Raw genomic sequence first — 17523 nt, forward strand, 5'->3', positions numbered from 1 at the left:
CCAGGGGGAACACCACGCCGTAAAACCTCCCCCACGGCCTGGCGGGGGAATCGGGGGTTACCGGAGGGGGCCTACCGGGGGAGTCAGCGGCGGCGGCGCAGCCGTCTGCGGGTGCGCAGGCGGACGAGGGGCACCGCGACCGCGGCGCCGAGCAGCAGCGGAGCCCCGGAACCGAGGGCGGCCGTCGCCTTCAGCGCGGACTGGGAGAAGGTGTCGGGGATGGAGATGACGTCGGCGTGCGAGAACGGCCAGACGATCACGAAGGCGCGGCCGATCACATGGTCGATCGGGATGGCGCCGCCACCGGGGTCACCCTGGTGGGCGCGCGAGTCGGACGAGACCATCCGGTGGTCGCCCATCACCCACAGTCGCCCGGGCGGGACGGTGATCTCGAACGGCGTCACCGAGGGCTTGTTGCCCGGGAACAGGTAGGCCTTCTCGTCGAGGGGGACACCGTTGACCGTGACACGGTCCTGGCCGTCACAGCACTTCACCTTGTCACCGGGGACGCCGATGACCCGCTTGATGAAGTCCTTCTCCGTGGGGACCAGGCCGAAGAGGGAGCCGACCCAGTTGAGGGCGCCGGTGACAGGGTTCGAGGGCTCCTCGAACTCGACCTCGTCCGGCCAGGAGTCGACGCCGCCGGAGAAGACCACCACGTCACCGCGCTCGATGTCACGCACCCGGTAGACGAGCTTGTTGACCAGGACCCGGTCGTTGATCTGGAGCGTGTTCTCCATCGATCCGGACGGGATGTAGAACGCCTGGACGATGAAGGTCTTGATCAGCAGGGCCAGCAGAAGGGCGACCACGATCATGATGGGCAACTCCCGCCAGAGAGAGCCCTTCTTCTTGTCGCTGCCCCTGGCCGGCTGTTCCACGTCCTCCGCGACCACGTGCACCCCGTCCCGGCCGCCCGGCCTTCAATGGTTTCTCGCTGATGAGCCTAGATCATGCCTACTTCCGACGCTTCGCGTCGAGGCGATCCCGCCTCTGAGTACCCAGGAGAGGCGCTCCCGACACCGTCCGTGAAGTGAGGAACGCCCACGTGTGACGCCGGTCAGGGTCTCTCCCACGAGGAACCGGACCACCGCCGTCCCCGTGTTCTGGCCGGGACGAGCGGTCTGGCCGTGTGTACGGCCGGGAGCACCACCGAAGCGCTACCGGGGTGTTCCAGGGCACTGCTGAAACACCGCGGGGCACCGTGGGGGCACTACCGAAGCACTACCGGGGCCGGCACGTCACGGCCGCCAGGCCGTACGAGGCGTTCGAGCACGCGGCTCAGGCGCTCGCCATCGCCGTCTCGGGCACCGGGCGCTGCGCGACAGGCTCGGGAGCGGGGGCGGCGGGCAGGGTGGCCGAGGTGACCACGGGGGCGGCCTTCTGCGCGGCCGGGCAGGAGCAGTAACCGTTGGTGACGATCAGACGTCCCCGCTGCGGGGTGTAGTCACGGGAGTCCGTGGTGAGAAGAACACCCGTGCAGGTATTGCAGACAATCGGCTGACGATCCATGGGACGGCTTCCTTTCCGAGGGTTAGCCGTCGAACCCTAGATGTCCGGCCGGCTGCTGGTTCCTTGCTGGAAAATACTTAATCTTCCATTAAGGATTTCTATCCTACTTCGTAGCTTAAAGTAGCCCAATGCGCACAGATCGTGATATTGGGTGATTTTTCTTGATCTTATCCATGTGTCACGAACCCTGCGATGGCCATTGTGGGCTTTCGAAGGACCAGTGTGGGGGATCGAGCGGTGTGACTCTGGCAACAAACCTTTTTGCCTTCATCATCCATGTCGCCCCCCGGCTTTGAGTGGAAAATTCAGTAAACGGTGGCATATCACTAGATTGACGGCACCCATTGCTGATCTTTGTCAGAATCTGTGGCGACGTTTCCTCAGGTGAGAGCCATCGGAAGAAGATCACGACATTCGAACCCGGGGCCGGCACCACCGTGACGGTTACTCGCGGTCACCCCGGGAGAACGCCTCCGGCTCGACCCCCTCGACGTACGGCTCCGCGGGCCTGCGCCCCTCCTCCCGCCGCCACCGCTCGAACCCCGCCGTCGTCCCCGCGGTCACCACGACCCCCAGCGCGAGCCCCGCGACCACGTCGCTGAACCAGTGGACGCCGAGGGCGACCCGCGTGTACGCCACGAAGACCGCCGGCACCGCCGCGAGGGTCCAGGCGGCGGCCCTGGACGCCGGTCCCCTCAGCCGGGGCAGCAGCATCAGCACGAGCACGCTCGCCCCCGTGGCCGCCGCCATCGCGTGCCCGGAGGGGAACGACCACCCCGGCGCCCAGGAGACCGGGTCCGGCAGGACGGGCCTGGCCCGGTTGACGATCTCCTTGATCAACACGTTCAGCACACCGCTGGCCGCGATCGTGACGACCGCCCAGACCGCCGGGCGGCGCGCTCCCCGGTACCACGCCCAGGCCGCGGCGGCGACCACGAGCACGCGCCAGGTGTTGGGGCCCAGGATGTCGGTCCACGCCCCGAGAAGACGCGCGTAGCCGGGGTCGGCCAGCACATAGGCGTGCAATCCGGTGGCGATCGCCTCGTCGAGGTCGTTCAGCGGCTCGAAGGAGATCAGCACGAGCACGAGCAACAGGACGAACGGCACCGAGAACAGTGCCACGGCCCCGACCGCGAACGTCAGCCGCATCCCCAGGCGGCGGTCGGAATCCTGACGGCTGCGCTCTCCGAGTGTCCTGGCCATCATCCATCGCTACCCGAAAGGGGACGGATATGCCAGGGATTCGACCCGCACGGGGCGGGAACGGCGTGCCACCGGCGCTGCGGGGCCCGGCCGTCCCGATCAGAGATCCTCAGACAGGGACTCCCGGAACGCTCTTCAAGCGGCGTTCCTGCTCTCCCGCCGGGTGGTCCAGCGCAGCACGTCACAGTGCCGCCGCTCGGCCTCGGCCAGGGCCGACTCGTCGAGGTAGGAGTCGAGCACCGCGCGTAACTGCGGCATCTGCTCGGCCACGTCGGCCCACGCCTGGGCGGGCTCGTCCCAACCGAGTTCGATCAGCGCGTCCAGGTGCGCGGCGTAGGCCGTCCACCACTGGCGGCTCAGCTCGGCCAGGAACCCGCTCAGGCCACCGAACTCTTGCTCGATGTCCGCCTCCCACCACGGAGGGACCGTGGTGTCACCGGTCTCCGCCATGTCCCTGAGCACGATGTGCACCAGGGCGCGGCGCCTGCGGATGATGGTCGAACGTGACAGGATGCTCATGTCCACACCCTGCCGCCCCCAGTTTGCCGAACGCTTAACGATCTGTTGACGGCAATATACGGTGCCCGCGGAGCCCGCGACGCGGGAGCATCCTCGCCTGGGGACGACTCCGACCCCGTACGGCATGGCCGGGGCGGGCCGCGTCCCGCCGGGGGACTACCCTGATCGGTGATGTATCGAATCGTGTTCACGCAGGTCCTCAGCCGCATCGACCCGGAGGACATCCACCACCTGACGGTCGGCGCGTTGCGCCTGCTGTCGGCGGCCCCCGTGGTCAAGCGGCTCGTCCACCGCAGGCTCGCCCCACGCGACCCCGCCCTGCGGGTGCAGGCCTTCGGCGTGCACTTCCCCAGCCCCTTCGGGCTGGCGGCGGGGTTCGACAAGGACGCCAGGTGCGTCGAGGCCATGTCCGCGCTCGGCTTCGGCCACGTCGAGGTCGGTACGATCACCGCGCACGCCCAGCCGGGCAACGCCAGGCCCAGGCTGTTCCGCCTGGTCAGGGAGCGGGCGATCATCAACAGGATGGGCTTCAACAACGCCGGTGCCGCCGCCGCGGCCAAGGCCCTCGGCAGGACCCGCGGGGTCCCCGTCGTGGTCGGCGTCAACATCGGCAAGACCAAGGTCGTGCCCGAGTCCCAGGCCGCGGACGACTACGTGTCCAGCGCCAAGGAGCTCGCCCCGCTGGCCGACTACCTGGTGGTCAACGTCAGTTCGCCCAACACCCCGGGCCTGCGTGACCTGCAGGCCGTCGAACTGCTGCGCCCCCTGCTGCGGGCGGTCAAGGAGGTCGCCGACGGCACGCCGAGGCGCACCCCGCTGCTCGTCAAGATCGCACCGGACCTGGCCGACGAGGACGTGGACGCCGTCGCCGACCTGGCCCTCGAACTCGGGCTCGACGGCGTCATCGCCACCAACACCACGATCAGCCGCCAGGGCGTGAGCAGTACCGAGACGGGCGGCCTCTCCGGACGTCCGCTGCGGGCCCGTTCGCTTGAGGTGCTGCGCAGGCTCAGGGCGCGGGTCGGCGACCGCCTCGTGCTGGTCTCCGTCGGCGGCGTCGAGGGCGTCGACGACGTCTGGGAGCGCCTGCTGGCCGGAGCGACCCTGGTGCAGGGCTACACCGGCATGATCTACGAGGGGCCGCTGTGGGCCTGGCGGATCAACCGCGACCTGTCCCGGCGCCTGCGGAGGCACGGTGTCACGGATGTGCGCCAGATCATCGGCCGCACCGCGGGCTGAGGTAATACCCTGGGAGGGTAAACCTCGACACCTGGAGGCGTGATGAGCCTGAGCACATACACCGTCACCGGCATGACCTGCGGCCACTGCGTGAGTTCGGTCAAGGAGGAGGTCGGTGAGGTCCCCGGCGTGACCGGCGTCGAGGTCGACCTGGCCAGCGGCCGGGTCGACGTCTCCGGTGAGACCCTCGACGACGCCGCCATCCGCGCCGCCATCGAGGAGGCCGGCTACAAGGTGGCGGGCTGACCGCCCGCCCGTTTCTCGTACGGCACGCCCCCCGGCGCCACCCGCCGACCCCGGCGCGCCCCGCACCCCACGCCCCCCGGCCGTCCGGCCCTCCCGCCGCGACGTCCACGACCACCCCGGGGAGCCCGTGACCCCGGCCGCCACGGGAGACGATCTCCCGCGAGGGCCGTGACCCTCACACCGGGGACCAGACCGTGGTCCCCGGTGCGGGGCCGTACCGTCACATGCTCGGCCGGGTCGAGTCGGCGTCGTGGGTCATGCCCTCAAGGCGCTTCATGACGTCCTCGGCGTTGACGAAGCCGGGGCGGTGGCGGCGCGGACCGGCGCCGCCGAGCTGCCACGGGCGCGGCCCGGACAGGGGGCGATACTCGACGCCGAGCGCGTCCAGCCTGCGCAGGTGCCGTTCGAGCCGCGCGTCGAAGTCGGCCCCGGGAGTGCCCGACCAGGCGACCTCGGCCAGCGCGCAACCCCTGGGCCAGGCCCGGTAGTCGAGCGCCCTGGCGTCGGGCAGCCGCTCGCTCCACAGCTGGAACTGCGCCCCGATCACGTGCTCCCGCTGCGCGTCCGTCCACGACGACGGCACCGGCTCGTAGGCCACGACGTCGCCGACGGTGATGGTCTCGCCGATGGCCAGCGGCTCCTCCTCGGAGGCCGCCTCCGCGTAGTCGAAGTACAGCGGGAAGACCGAGGTCTGCACCACGTCGTGCCCGGCCTGCGCGGCCCGCTGCGCCACGCCGGGGCCACGCCAGGGCATCACGATCGTGTCGGGCCGCAGCATGCCGCTGACGAAGGCCTCGTCCCACACCACGGCCCTGCTGCCCCGCTCGGCCAGCACGTCCGCGAGCCTGCGCAGGAACCACGCGTGCAGGTCGCCCACGTTCTCCAGGCCGAGCTCCGCCTGGAAGGCGGCGATCTCGGGGGAGGCGGCCCAGTCGTCGAGCACGCACTCGTCCCCGCCGATGTGCACGTACGGTGTCTCGCCGAGTGCCCCCAGGATCTCGTCGATGACGACGGTCAGGAAGTCGACGGTCGACGGGAGCGGGGACAGGATGGCGGTCGAGATGCCCCAGCGGTCGAGCACGGTGAACGGCTCGGGGGCCCTGCCGCCGGTCGCCCGCGCGTCGAGCTCGGGGTAGGCCGCCAGGATCGCGCAGGCGTGCCCCGGCACGTCGATCTCGGGCACGACCGTCACGGCCCGCGCGCGGGCGTACCCGGAGATCTCCGCGAGGTCGTCCAGCGTGTAGTACCCGCCGTGCGGCACCTCGTCGTAGACCGGGGCGTCCTCGTGGTGCCCGACGATCGTACGCGGCCGGTGCGAGCCGACCTCGTGCAGCCGGGGGTAGGCCCGGCTCTCGACCCGCCACCCCTGGTCGTCGACCAGGTGCAGGTGGAGCCGGTTCAGCTTGTGGACCGCCATGAGGTCGATCATCCTGAGCACCTCCCGCTTGGGCAGGAAGTGCCGTGCGAGGTCCAGGTGCGCCCCGCGCCACGCCAGGCGCGGCGCGTCCCGCACGGTGACACCGGGAACGGTCCAGCCCGCGCCCCCGGCCTCAACGGGAGCCGCGCGGAAGGCCGCGTCGGGCAGCAGCTGCCGCAGCGTCTGGCCCGCGTAGAACGCCCCCTGGCGGTCGCCGGCCGCGATCCGCACCCCCCGGCCCGTCACCTCAAGCGTGTAGGCCTCGTGGCCGAGCGCGGCGTCGTGCTCGACCGTGACCGCCCCGGCCTCTCCCGCCCCCGCGGGCCTCAGGTCGAGCACGGACAGTGCCAGCCGTACGGCCCCGGCCAGGTCGGCGGGGCCCGCGACGGGAGCCCCCGGAGAGAGCTCGAACGAGTCGGTGGAGGTTTCGAAGGCGACAGGACGTGGCAACGGCGCATTCATGCTTCAGATCATGTCAAATCGAACATGATCGCGCATTACTTGAGATAGTTCTGCAGCCCGTTGGCAAGGGCGAGGGCGGCCTTCTGGCGGAACGCCGGGCTCTGGAGATTCGCCGCGTCCCCCGCGTTGCGCATGTTGCCGCACTCGATGAAGATCTTCGGCACCGTGGAGAGGTTCAGGCCGCCCAGGTCGTTGCGGAAGTCGAGGGCCTTGCTGCCGATGTAGGTGGAGTAGGGCGTCCCGGTGCCCGCCTTGTAGGCGTTCCGTACGTCGATGCCGAGCTTCCTGGACGCCCCGACCACCGGGTCGACCGGTCCGTTGATCTTCTTCGGCATGATGATGTGGAAGCCGTGGTCGCCCGCGGACGCCCCGTCGGCGTGGATGGAGATCGCCGCGTCGGCGTGGGCCTTGTTGCCGACCGCGGCCCGCTCGGTGATGCACGGCCCGAAGCCCGAGTTGTTCTGCCGGGTGAGCTTGACCGTCGCGCCCCTGCTCTTGAGGATCTTGGCCAGCCGCTGGGAGACGTCCCAGGTGAAGGCCGCCTCGGTGTAACCGTTGTTGGTCTCGGTGCCGGTGGTGTCGCAGGCCTTCTTCTGGGTCAGAACGTCGACCTGCTTGTTGATCTCCGCAGGGTGCCGGTAGTTCTGCCCGTTGTGGCCGGGGTCGATGACCACGACCTTGCCCTTCAGCGGGTCCGCGGGAACGCTCCCGCCCGTCGCCGGGGTCTCAGGAGCCGGGGTCGCCGTCCGCTCCGACAGCGCGGAGGCGGGTGAGGCCGTACCGGAGGCGGGGCCGCCGTTCTGCGCCGGGGCCGCGCCGGTGCCGCCCGTGGTGCCGCCACAGGCGGCGACGCCAAGGCCGCACAGAGCAAGAGTGGCCACGAGTGCTTTGCTGGTCACGCTCATCCTCCTCGAAGGAACCGTCAACCACCCAACCTACGTGGCCCGGGACCGTTACCTCGCCGAGACCCCGGCGGTCACCAGACCCGCTCTCCCGTCTCCTGCCTCTGCAGCAGCGCGGCGAGTTCTCTGGCGTCGTCCGCGTCCAGTCCGAGGACCACACGCGGACGGCCCCATGGATGGTCGATCGAATGGGCCACGTAGCTCGCGACGGACTCGGCGCCCGTGTCCTCGCCGCGCCCTCTGGTGGCCCGCCAGTGCGCCCATGCCCGCTCAAGCTCGGCGGCCGCCCGTTGGGCACACGAAATCAGCTCAGGATCACGCATTGCTACCCCCTCGTCACATCGCAGTCAACACCCGCGTGTCTTCGCGACATCGAGGGTTGACCTGCTTTTGACGGGGACTTGGGGCCCGCCTGGACCTGTAACGCTCCAGGCAGGCTCCCTACGGCAGCGCGGGGCCCGTGCTGCGCCGTACGACGAGCTTGGGAGTGATCTCGCGCAGCCGCGCGACCTTGCCCGGGTCGCCGATCCGGTCGCTCAGCAGCGCCGCCGCGGAGCGCCCCATCGCCCTGCGGGGCTGGTCGACGGTCGTCAGCGAGATCGGCTGGGTCCCGGCGAGGTGGACATTGTCGTATCCCACGACCGACAGGTCCTCGGGCACCCGCAGGCCGAGCTCGGCGGCGGCGGCGAGTACCCCGATCGCCACCGTGTCGTTCGCGGCGAAGATCGCGGTGGGACGGGGGTCGCGGGTCAGCAGCCTGCGCGCCGCCTCCGCCCCGCCCTCCTCGGTGCACTCGCCCTGCTCGACCATGATGTACGGCGCCAGCGCGTGCCTGCGCATCGCGACCAGGTAGCCCTCGCACCGGAAGCGGCCCGAGGAGAATCGGGTGCCCTCGATGTGGGCGATCCTGCGGTGGCCGAGTTCCACGAGGTGGTCGATGGCCAGCCGCGCCCCGAGCTGGTCGTCGTCCACGACGATGTCCACACCGCCCAGCTCGATGTCACGCTCGCCGACCACGACCGTCGGCGTGTAGCCGGTGGCCTCGACGAGTGTCTCGCTGGTCGGCGCGATGCCGAGCAGGACGAGGCCGTCGACGCGCAGTTCGAGGAACGCCTCGACCGCCTCGTCCTCGAAGGCCGGGTCCCACTGGCTGTTGCCGATGAGCAGCCGCAGGCCGTCGCCGTGCAGGCTCTCCTGCAGGCCGTCGAGGAACTCGGCGTAGAAGGGGTTGTGCAGGTCGGCGACGAGCGCCCCGACCAGGTGGGTGCGGCCCTCGACGAGGCTGCGGGCGACCGCGTTCGGCCGGTATCCGAGCTCTCTGGCCGCCTGGAGCACCGCCTGCCTCCGGTGCTCGCTGACGTGCGGCGATCCGCGCAGCACGAGCGAGACCAGTGATTTGGAGACACCGGCGCGCTCGGCCACGTTGCGGATCGTGGGCCGTGGACGCGGCCCCGCGCCGTCCTGTAGGACGGGGTCGGCGAACTCGCGCGCTCGGGTGACGGTGGTGTTGACCGGTGGTCCTGACATGGCTCTCCCCCGGGAAGTGGTGGATGGGCACCTGTCACTCAAAACGATCGAGTTACGAATCGGGTACGGCCTGAAGGCTGTTTCCTGGATCTTTCCCCCCACTCCGGTCACCCAGATGGCGGCTCACCACGGCGAAAGCCCAGAAAACGACTCTTGTTTCTCCCCGCCACCCCTTGATCGGCTCGGCTAGTGTGCGGGACGTGGGTTCGATATCCGGGGCCGAGGAACGGGAACGGGACAGACCCGCGGGGCGGGGCGCGCGTCCCGCACGGCGCAGGCTCAGCGTCGACCGGCGGCGTGAGGAACTCGTGGCGGCGGCCCTTGAGCTGTTCGGCGCGCGCGACGCGGAGGACGTCTCCATCGACGACGTCGCCTCGGCCGCGGGCACGTCGCGGGCGCTGGTCTACCACTACTTCGGCGGCAAACAGGAGCTCTACGTGGCCGCGCTGCGCAGCGCGGCGGACCAACTTGAGGCGCGGCTGCAGCCGAGCGAGAACGGCGGCCCGGTCGAGCGGCTCGCCGTGGGGCTGGAACGCTACTTCGACTTCGTCGAGGAACGCGCCGCAGGCTTCGCGGCGCTGGTCAGAGGCGGCCCCGCCAACCGCAGCGGCGAGGTCGGCGAGATCGTCGACGGGGTACGGCACCGCCTGCTGGGCCTGGTGATGAGGCTGTTGCGGGTCGAGGAACCCGGACCCGTCCTGCGGGTCACGCTGCGTTCGTGGATCGCCTCGGTCGAGACGGCGGCCCTCGACTGGCTGGAGTACCGTGACGTCGACCGGCGGGTGGTCGAGCGCATACTGGTCGACCACATGGTGGCCACGCTCGGCGTGGCGGCCGGTCACGACCCGAGGGTCGTGCCGTTGCTGGAGAACCTGGTCTCCGAACACGCACCGTGACCGGCTCGGAAGATCACCGGGCGGGCCGTGGGTTACGGAGCGTGCGGACGGAGTGTGGGGGCCGGGGCAGGGGTGGGACCAGGCTTCGGGGCCGCGTGGCCGTACGGGACGATGTGGGGCGGCGCCGGGCGGGCGACGCCGCATCCCACATAACCCGTTTGGCCTCACGCGCTCACGAATCCGACGTGAGCGCGCGCTGGATCCCCCCTAGGTCCGTGACGGCCCCCGTCTTACTCCGAGCGCTGTTGCGGAATCCCCGCCAGCAGCGCGCGAACCTCGGTTTCCCGGTAGCGGCGGTGTCCGCCGAGTGTGCGAATGGACGTTAGCTTCCCGGCCTTCGCCCACCGGGTGACGGTCTTGGGATCGACCCGGAACATGGTTGCGACCTCCGCCGGGGTGAGCAGCGGCTCTGCCTCGGGTGTACGAGCTGACATTTGTGCGGCCTCTCCTCCATGTGGACCGGCGACAGCGATCCTGCGACTTGACGCTTGTCACGGATGTTGTCCCCCTATGGCCCCTTGCGTGCGGCTGTTCGGGCCATATGCGGCATCACCCGATGTGACCATACAGCCACGTAGAGCGATTGGCGAGCCTTTGAGTGGCTCATCTCTCTTGTGCACCTGTTGTTGTCACGCTCGGTGATTCTAGCGACACGTTTCGTGGTATCGCAGTGAAAACGGCAAACTACTCAGTTCGTAGACGTGTCACCGGTCATCGACGAACCTACTTATGCAGGTCAGAGGGATGATTTGCGACTCAGTTTGCTGATTCGAGAAGTTGTATTGATCTCCAGCGGAGGATCACGCGCTGGTACATGGCGTAGGCCAACTCTTCCTCGCCGTTCTCCAGACCTGTCAGCGCGGCGGCGATCTCCGCGACCGACTGGTCGGCCTGGAGCTTGTCGTCGCCCATCAGGTGGACGATGCCGCCGTAGTCGAGTTCCACGAGCGAGTGCGGGTGGAACTCCTCAAGCCAGCGGGCGATCTCCTCCACCTCGGCGGCGACCGCGACCTCGCCGACCTGCCTGCGGATGATCTGCAGGGCGCGGGCGCAGCGCCGTCTGGCGTGGGCCATGGACGTCACGTAGATGAGGTTCCTCGTGGTGGTCGTGCCCTCGGGGTCTCCCTCTCCTTCGAGCACGAGCCAGCGCTCGTTGCCGTCGAAGGGGACGAACCACGACGTGGGAACGTGCCAGGTCGAGGTACGGATATGGGTGCGCAACGCGGCGGCCCCGCCACGGCGCTTGAACTTGTCGAAGTCGTCGGCCGTCTGCTCGGCGACGGAGATCGGTACGAACCGCTCCATCAGCCTCACGGGGGTCGAACCACGGAAGCGGGAGAAGGCCAGCCACGATCTCAGCCGGCTCTGCCACGGGCAGACGTAGAGGACGTCCTCGACACGCCTGAGGTAGGCGTTGGGGCTCTCCTGGGCGGGAGCGGGGGACGGGGGCACCCCCAGGAGACGCCGTACGGCCTCGCCGTGCTCGGCGTGGAGCGCGCCCGCGCGGCGAGGCCGGTCGGTGGCCTCGGCGTAGGCGGCCCAGGATGAGCGTTCCGGCGGGGCGAACGCGGTCAGCGGTTCGTAGACACGGAGGTACGCGGCATAGGGCAGCACGTCCGCATCGTGTCACGAAGGGCAGGCCGTTGTCCGGTGCCGCCGTCGTGAGGAGTTCCGTCGTCCATGGTGTCTCGGCTGGTGAGACCCAGGGGGCGCGATCGCGGCTCGTTACATGGTTCTGGCTACGCTGAGGGTGATCTCCGCCGCAACGGAGCGGCGGACGGACGACCGGGAGCCACCACCGTGACCGACGTCTTCGGGCTGTCCCACAAGGACACCAGCCCAGCGAACAGCCAGGCCAGGCACGAGCAGGTCGTGTTCTGCTCCGACGAGCGCAGCGGCCTGCGAGCCATCATCGCCATCCACAACACCGCCCTCGGCCCCGCCCTGGGCGGCACCAGGTTCTACCCCTACGACAGCGAGCAGGCGGCCCTGACCGACGTGCTCAACCTCTCCCGGGCGATGGCCTACAAGAACGCCCTGGCCGGTCTCGACCTCGGCGGCGGTAAGGCCGTCATCATCGGAGACCCCGCCGTCGACAAGAACGAGGCCATGCTGCGCGCCTACGGCAGGTTCGTGCAGTCCCTCGGCGGCCGTTACTTCACGGCCTGCGACGTCGGCACCTACAGCGAGGACATGGACCTCGTGGCCCGCGAGAGCTCCTACGTGACCGGCCGCACACTGGCCAACGGCGGGGCGGGCGACTCCTCGATCCTGACCGCCTACGGCGTGTTCCAGGGCATGCGGGCCGCCGTCGAGCACGTCCACGGCACGTCGGAACTGCGTGGCAGGAGGGTCGGCGTCGAGGGCGTCGGCAAGGTCGGCCACCGCCTGGTCGACCACCTCGTCGAGGCCGGGGCCGAGGTCGTGGTCTGCGACGTCAGCGAGCGGGCCGTCGAGCGGGTCCGCGCCAGGCACCCGCAGGTCGAGGTGGTCGCCGACCAGGTCGCGCTGACCGGTGCGGACATCGACGTCTACGCGCCGTGCGCCCTGGGCGGGGCACTCGACGACGAGACGGTGGCCAGGCTGCGAGCCAAGATCGTGTGCGGCGGGGCGAACAACCAGCTCGCGCACCCGGGGGTGGAGAAGGAGCTCGCCGACCGCGGCATCCTCTACGCGCCCGACTACGTGGTCAACTCCGGCGGCGTCATCCAGGTGGCCGACGAGATCCACGGGTTCGACATGGGCCGCGCGAAGGCAAAGGCCACCCAGATCTTCGACACGACTCTCAAGATCTTCGTGACGGCGGACGAGGATGGCGTCCCTCCGGCGGTCGCAGCCGATAGGCTAGCGGAGCGCAGAATGTCGGAAGTCGGGCGAATTAGGGGCATTTGGCTGGGCCGCTAGCCCATCACGCCCATACGGCGTACCGAGCCGGGCGTAAAACGGGTACGGTTGTAGTCGAACGAGAGCTGACGCCTCAAGTCAGGTGGCGTCAGTGCGTGGTGCGTTAGCGACGAGGGGTCGGGCACGACCCCACACGAGGGGGTCGAGCCAATGGGGCGCGGCCGAGCAAAGGCCAAGCAGGTCAAGGTTGCTCGCCAGCTGAAGTACAACAGCGGTGGCACTGATCTTGAGCGTCTTCGCGACGAGCTCGGAGTCAGAGACGACTCCAACCACAATGACGACGCCAACGACTCCTATGACGAACTGGCTGAGCGGTACGCCGATTACGCCGATGACTACGGCTCCGGAGACGACCGTGAAGACGGGACGTCCGGCCGGCGTTAGGCGGCTTCACTTCGAATACGAGTGAGAGACACCCGGGGGCCGAAAGACCACCGGGTGTTCTCTCCCTGCGTCTTTTCCCGACAGCGCTCCGGCTCCCGGAGCGCTGTTCGGTGTTTTCACGGAGGCGTTCCGGACGCCGAGACGCCCCGGGTGGCCATCCACCCGGGGCTCGCCGTACACGGCTAGCGGTAACGCGCGACACCCGTGCCGGGGACGACCTCGCCGAGCACCCAGGCGGGCAGGCCGCGCGCCTTGAGCAGCGCCAGAGCCGGATCGACGGCCTCCGGCGCGACGATCGCGGCCATGCCGACCCCGAGGTTGAAGGTGCGGTCCATGTCGGCCTGCGCGATCTTCCCGTGCCCGGCGAGCAGCCCGAAGACCGCGGGCGGGGTCCAGGAGGAGCGGTCGAGCAGGGCGTCGAGCGTCGGCGGCAGGGAACGGGACAGGTTGCCCTCAAGGCCGCCGCCGGTGATGTGCGCGTAGGCGTGGACCTCCGTCGCACGGGTCAGCTCAAGGCAGTCCAGGGCGTAGATCCTGGTCGGCTCCAGCAGTTCCTCACCGAGCGTGCGGCCGAGCTCGGCGAACTGGTCGTCGAGCGAAAGACCGGCCTGCGCGATGACGTGCCGTACCAGCGAGTAGCCGTTGGAGTGCACGCCGGAGGAGGCCAGCGCCAGCACCACGTCACCCTCGCGGATCCGGTCACGGCCGAGCAGCTCGTCGCCCTCGACCACACCGGTCGCCGCGCCCGCCAGGTCGTACTCGTCGGCGCCCATGGCGCCTGGGTGCTCGGCCGTCTCACCGCCGACGAGGGCACAGCCCGCCAGGCGGCAACCCTCCGCGACACCGCCGACGATCTCGGCGATCCGCTCGGGGACGACCTTGCCGCAGGCGATGTAGTCGGTCATGAAGAGCGGCTCCGCACCGCAGACCACCAGGTCGTCCACGACCATGCCGACCAGGTCGATGCCGATCGTGTCGTGCTTGCCGAGGCGCTGGGCCAACATGACCTTGGTGCCGACCCCGTCGGTCGAGGTGGTCAGCAGCGGACGCCGGTAACCGAGCAGCGCCGAGGCGTCGAACAGACCGGCGAAGCCGCTGGCGTCGTCGACCACCTCGGGCCGTCGCGCCCGCGCGACCTTCGCCTTCATCAGCTCGACGGCGCGTTCGCCCGCGTCGATGTCCACACCGGCGGCGGCGTAACTGGTCATGCGGTCTCCGAGGTGTTCTGCGGGATCACAGACAGGATCACAGCTTGGCTTCCAGGACGTACTTGCCGACGTTGTCCTGGTCGATGGCGATGGGATAGACGCCGTCGAAACAGGCACGGCAGAGCCGTTCAGCGGGGATCGTGGTCGCCTCGGTCAGCCCCTCGATCGAGATGTAACCGAGGGAGTCGGCGCCCAGGGAGGCACGGATCTCCTCGACGCTGAGCGAACCGGCGATCAGCTCGGCCCGCGTCGCGAAGTCGATGCCGTAGAAGCACGGCCAGGCGACCGGCGGGGAGGAGATGCGGACGTGGACCTCCCTGGCCCCCGCCTCGCGCAGCATCTTGACGATCGCCCGCTGGGTGTTGCCGCGCACGATGGAGTCGTCGACCACGACCAGACGCTTGCCCGCGACGACCTCTTTCAGCGGGTTGAGCTTCAGCCGGATGCCGAGCTGGCGGATCGTCTGGGACGGCTGGATGAACGTGCGGCCGACGTAGGAGTTCTTGACCAGGCCCTGGCCGTACGGGATGCCGCTCGCCTCGGCGTAGCCGACGGCGGCGGGGGTGCCGGACTCGGGCGTCGGGATGACCAGGTCGGCCTCGACGGGGTGCTCACGGGCCAGCACCCGGCCGACCTCGACGCGGGTGCTCTGCACGCTGCGCCCAGCGATCGTGGTGTCGGGACGGGCCAGGTAGACGTACTCGAACAGGCAGCCCTTGGGCTCGGGGAGCGCGAACTTGCGCGAACGCACACCCCGCTCGTCGATGGTGATCAGCTCGCCCGGCTCGATCTCGCGGACGAAGGTCGCGCCCACGATGTCCAGCGCGGCGGTCTCCGAGGCGACGACCCAGCCGCGTTCGAGACGACCGAGCACCAGCGGGCGGATGCCCTGTGGGTCACGGGCGGCGTAGAGGGTGCGCTCGTCCATGAAGACGAGCGAGTATGCCCCCTTGACCTGCGGGAACAGTTCCGCGGCGGCGTCCTCGATGGGCTGGCTGCGGTCCTGGGCGAGCAGTGAGGCGAGCACCTCGGTGTCGGTCGTCGCCCTGGTCGAGCCGGGGGCGAGCCGCTGGGAGAGCTCGGGGGTGTTGATCAGGTTTCCGTTGTGGGCGAGCGCGAGGCCGCCCTCCTCGGTCGAGCTCAGCGTCGGCTGGGCGTTCTCCCAGACGCTCGACCCGGTGGTCGAGTAGCGGCAGTGCCCGATCGCCAGGTGGCCGCGGAGGGTGCCGAGGATCGACTCGTCGAAGACCTGGGCGACAAGGCCCATGTCCTTGTAGACGAGGATGCGGCTTCCCTCACTGACCGCGATGCCCGCGGACTCCTGCCCGCGGTGCTGCAGCGCGTACAGCCCGTAGTAGGTGAGTTTGGAGACTTCCTCCCCGGGTGCCCAGACGCCGAAGACGCCGCACGCGTCTTTCGGAGGCCGGTCACGGGGGTCAAGGTCATGGCTCAGCTGGCCGTCGCCCTTCAGCACATGCTTCAGTCTAGGTCGGCTTCCTCGTTGCTCGAACCCGGGGGCCTTCTCCGCCGTCTGCCGCACCGTTGCCGAACAATCGTCAGTGTTTTGCCGTGTCGGCCTGTTTCACGGCAAAGAGCCGGGGGAGTGTGGGGTATCCGGCATCCCTACACGTCGGGAGAGTGGACGTGACAACACCTGAGGACCCGAACCAGCCTGATCCGCGGCGGGAACAGCGGGACCGGTGGCCAGACGGGGAGCCCGAGGAGGCGTCGGGCCGGGAGCACCCGACGGCCCCGGGAGAGGAGGAACCGGAGCCGCGTTCTCCCGAGCCCAGGCGGCCGATTCCCGAGGAGCCGGAGCCGTGGTCTCCAGAACCGCGCGGACCGGTGCCCCGGGAGCCGGGAGCCCCGGAACCGGGGCTGCCCGGTCCTGGAGTGCCCAGTCCGGGAACGCCGGGGCCCGGTCCTGGAGTGCCGAGCCCGGGAACGCCGGGAGTGCCCGGTCCGGGAGTGCCGGGGGCGCCGGAACCTGGGGCGCCGGGGCGATGGGAGAGGCCGCCGGGGGAGCCGATCTCCACGCCGGACGAACCGGTGACACCGCGTCATCCCGACCTGCCGACCGCTCCCGAGGTCCCGGAACCCCTCCAGACCGACCCCGGCTCAGACAGAGGCCCAGAGAGAGGCCCGGACAGGGGTTCGGACGCCACCGAGGTGTTCCAGTATCCCGAGCCCGGCCGGTACGGAGGCATCCCCGGCGCCAGTCCCTACGGAGGTCAGGGCGCCCAGGGCCAGGGCGCTCCGTACGGCGGAGCGAGCGGAGGGGCATCGCCGTACGGCCAGCAGGCCGCCGGCCACCGGGGAGGCCAGGAGGGACCGTACGGCGAGGAACCCCGGGAAAGCGGTCAGGCGGGACCGTACGGACAGGGGTACCCGGGAGCCGGTCAGGAAGGGCCGTCGGGACAGGATCGTCCAGGAGGCGGGCAGGAGGGACCGTACGGCTCGGGGAGTCTGGGAGCCGGACAGGAGGGGCCGTACGGTCGACATCCGGGAAGCGGGCAGGAGGGGCGGTACGGCCAGGAGTATCCAGGAGCTGGCCAGGAAGGGCCGTACAGCCAGCACCCGGGGACGGGCCAGGGAGGGTCGTACGGCCAGGAACGCCCGGGGGCCGGGCAGGAAGGGCCGTATGGCCAGCATCCGGGGGCCGGTCGGGAAGGGGTGTACGGGCAGGAGCAGCCCTACCAGCCGCCGCTCACGCCGGGGGGACCGGGTTATCCGGGGGCGCCGCCGTACCAGGGGGGTTACCAGAGCCCCTACCAGAAGCCGCAGGGCGGCGGGCTCGGCACGGCGTCGCTCGTGCTGGGCATCGCGAGCATCTTCCTGCTCGTGGTGTGCGGCCTCGGCGTGCTGACGGCCATCGCCGGACTGGTCATCGGCATCGTCGCCTTCGTGAAGGACTCCAACCGGGGGCGCGCCGTCGGGGGCATCGTGCTGAGCGTGTTGGCGCTGATCATCGCGGTGGTGTTCCTGACGTGGTTCTACAGCACGGTCGGTGACTGCATGGACCTGCCGCCCGGCCTGCAGCAGCGCTGTGTCGAGGAGCGGCTGGGCGTACAGGTCCAGAGCGCGCCACAGTGGCGGTCGTAGGT

19 protein-coding genes are annotated in these 17523 nt (G+C 69.8%); 6 read left to right on the plus strand and 13 right to left on the minus strand.

Annotated features, from left to right (window positions below; genetic code table 11):
* Positions 1-83: 83 nt before the first annotated feature.
* From lepB to ABZ470_RS23510, 4 genes are all read right to left on the minus strand, one after another.
* Entirely contained in the window at positions 84-902 is an 819-nt protein-coding gene (gene lepB / locus ABZ470_RS23495) for a signal peptidase I (protein ID WP_352015265.1), read from the minus strand.
* Between the two features lie 379 nt (positions 903-1281).
* Positions 1282-1512 carry a hypothetical protein gene (locus ABZ470_RS23500; protein WP_352015264.1) on the minus strand — a complete coding sequence of 77 codons (231 nt, stop codon included), beginning with the start codon at positions 1510-1512 and terminating at the stop codon, positions 1282-1284.
* Between the two features lie 444 nt (positions 1513-1956).
* A complete protein-coding gene (locus ABZ470_RS23505) occupies positions 1957-2718 on the minus strand; it encodes a phosphatase PAP2 family protein (protein WP_362913823.1) in 762 nt (253 codons plus the stop codon).
* Between the two features lie 132 nt (positions 2719-2850).
* Positions 2851-3234, minus strand: a complete 384-nt coding sequence (locus ABZ470_RS23510; RefSeq protein ID WP_352015262.1) for a hypothetical protein — start codon at positions 3232-3234, stop codon at positions 2851-2853.
* A 171-nt stretch (positions 3235-3405) separates the two neighbouring features.
* Between ABZ470_RS23510 and ABZ470_RS23515 the strand changes: the two genes are divergently transcribed.
* The gene (locus tag ABZ470_RS23515) at positions 3406-4473 is read left to right on the plus strand and encodes a quinone-dependent dihydroorotate dehydrogenase (protein ID WP_362913825.1); all 1068 of its coding nucleotides are present in this window, start codon (positions 3406-3408) and stop codon (positions 4471-4473) included.
* A 42-nt stretch (positions 4474-4515) separates the two neighbouring features.
* Complete coding sequence (locus ABZ470_RS23520) at positions 4516-4719, plus strand: cation transporter (protein ID WP_352015259.1); 204 nt, start codon at positions 4516-4518, stop codon at positions 4717-4719.
* A gap of 220 nt (positions 4720-4939) precedes the next feature.
* Here the strand turns inward: ABZ470_RS23520 and ABZ470_RS23525 are convergent, their stop codons facing one another.
* The 4 genes from ABZ470_RS23525 to ABZ470_RS23540 all read right to left on the minus strand — a co-directional run bounded on the left by ABZ470_RS23525 (position 4940) and on the right by ABZ470_RS23540 (position 9027).
* Entirely contained in the window at positions 4940-6598 is a 1659-nt protein-coding gene (locus tag ABZ470_RS23525; protein WP_362913827.1) for a beta-N-acetylhexosaminidase, read from the minus strand.
* A 35-nt stretch (positions 6599-6633) separates the two neighbouring features.
* The gene (locus ABZ470_RS23530) at positions 6634-7497 is read right to left on the minus strand and encodes an N-acetylmuramoyl-L-alanine amidase (protein ID WP_362778166.1); all 864 of its coding nucleotides are present in this window, start codon (positions 7495-7497) and stop codon (positions 6634-6636) included.
* Positions 7498-7574: 77 nt separating this feature from the next.
* Positions 7575-7823, minus strand: a complete 249-nt coding sequence (locus ABZ470_RS23535; RefSeq protein WP_352015256.1) for a hypothetical protein — start codon at positions 7821-7823, stop codon at positions 7575-7577.
* A 118-nt stretch (positions 7824-7941) separates the two neighbouring features.
* Complete coding sequence (locus tag ABZ470_RS23540; RefSeq protein ID WP_352015255.1) at positions 7942-9027, minus strand: LacI family DNA-binding transcriptional regulator; 1086 nt, start codon at positions 9025-9027, stop codon at positions 7942-7944.
* A 200-nt stretch (positions 9028-9227) separates the two neighbouring features.
* Between ABZ470_RS23540 and ABZ470_RS23545 the strand changes: the two genes are divergently transcribed.
* Complete coding sequence (locus ABZ470_RS23545; protein WP_362778162.1) at positions 9228-9923, plus strand: TetR/AcrR family transcriptional regulator; 696 nt, start codon at positions 9228-9230, stop codon at positions 9921-9923.
* A gap of 230 nt (positions 9924-10153) precedes the next feature.
* On the opposite strand, the gene bldC is transcribed toward ABZ470_RS23545, so the two are convergent.
* Positions 10154-10357, minus strand: coding sequence for a developmental transcriptional regulator BldC (gene bldC, locus ABZ470_RS23550; RefSeq protein ID WP_013133571.1), 204 nt, complete (start codon positions 10355-10357; stop codon positions 10154-10156).
* A 322-nt stretch (positions 10358-10679) separates the two neighbouring features.
* Positions 10680-11537: a hypothetical protein gene (locus ABZ470_RS23555; protein WP_352015253.1), complete on the minus strand. Its 858-nt coding sequence runs from the start codon at positions 11535-11537 to the stop codon at positions 10680-10682.
* Between the two features lie 186 nt (positions 11538-11723).
* On the opposite strand from ABZ470_RS23555, the gene ABZ470_RS23560 reads away from it, so the two are divergent.
* Both ABZ470_RS23560 and ABZ470_RS23565 read left to right on the plus strand, forming a co-directional pair.
* The gene (locus ABZ470_RS23560; RefSeq protein ID WP_362778160.1) at positions 11724-12827 is read left to right on the plus strand and encodes a Glu/Leu/Phe/Val dehydrogenase dimerization domain-containing protein; all 1104 of its coding nucleotides are present in this window, start codon (positions 11724-11726) and stop codon (positions 12825-12827) included.
* 150 nt (positions 12828-12977) lie between these two features.
* Positions 12978-13211, plus strand: coding sequence for a DUF3073 domain-containing protein (locus tag ABZ470_RS23565; RefSeq protein ID WP_352015251.1), 234 nt, complete (start codon positions 12978-12980; stop codon positions 13209-13211).
* 182 nt (positions 13212-13393) lie between these two features.
* Here the strand turns inward: ABZ470_RS23565 and purM are convergent, their stop codons facing one another.
* From purM to ABZ470_RS23580, 3 genes are all read right to left on the minus strand, one after another.
* Positions 13394-14419, minus strand: a complete 1026-nt coding sequence (purM, locus tag ABZ470_RS23570; RefSeq protein WP_362913829.1) for a phosphoribosylformylglycinamidine cyclo-ligase — start codon at positions 14417-14419, stop codon at positions 13394-13396.
* A gap of 37 nt (positions 14420-14456) precedes the next feature.
* A complete protein-coding gene (gene purF / locus ABZ470_RS23575; protein WP_352015249.1) occupies positions 14457-15893 on the minus strand; it encodes an amidophosphoribosyltransferase in 1437 nt (478 codons plus the stop codon).
* A gap of 644 nt (positions 15894-16537) precedes the next feature.
* A complete protein-coding gene (locus ABZ470_RS23580; RefSeq protein WP_362913831.1) occupies positions 16538-17071 on the minus strand; it encodes a hypothetical protein in 534 nt (177 codons plus the stop codon).
* 21 nt (positions 17072-17092) lie between these two features.
* Between ABZ470_RS23580 and ABZ470_RS23585 the strand changes: the two genes are divergently transcribed.
* Entirely contained in the window at positions 17093-17521 is a 429-nt protein-coding gene (locus ABZ470_RS23585; protein ID WP_362913833.1) for a DUF4190 domain-containing protein, read from the plus strand.
* The last annotated feature ends 2 nt before the right edge of the window (positions 17522-17523 follow it).

It is taken from the genome of Streptosporangium sp. NPDC020072 (assembly GCF_040631445.1).
Classification (GTDB): Bacteria; Actinomycetota; Actinomycetes; order Streptosporangiales; family Streptosporangiaceae; genus Streptosporangium.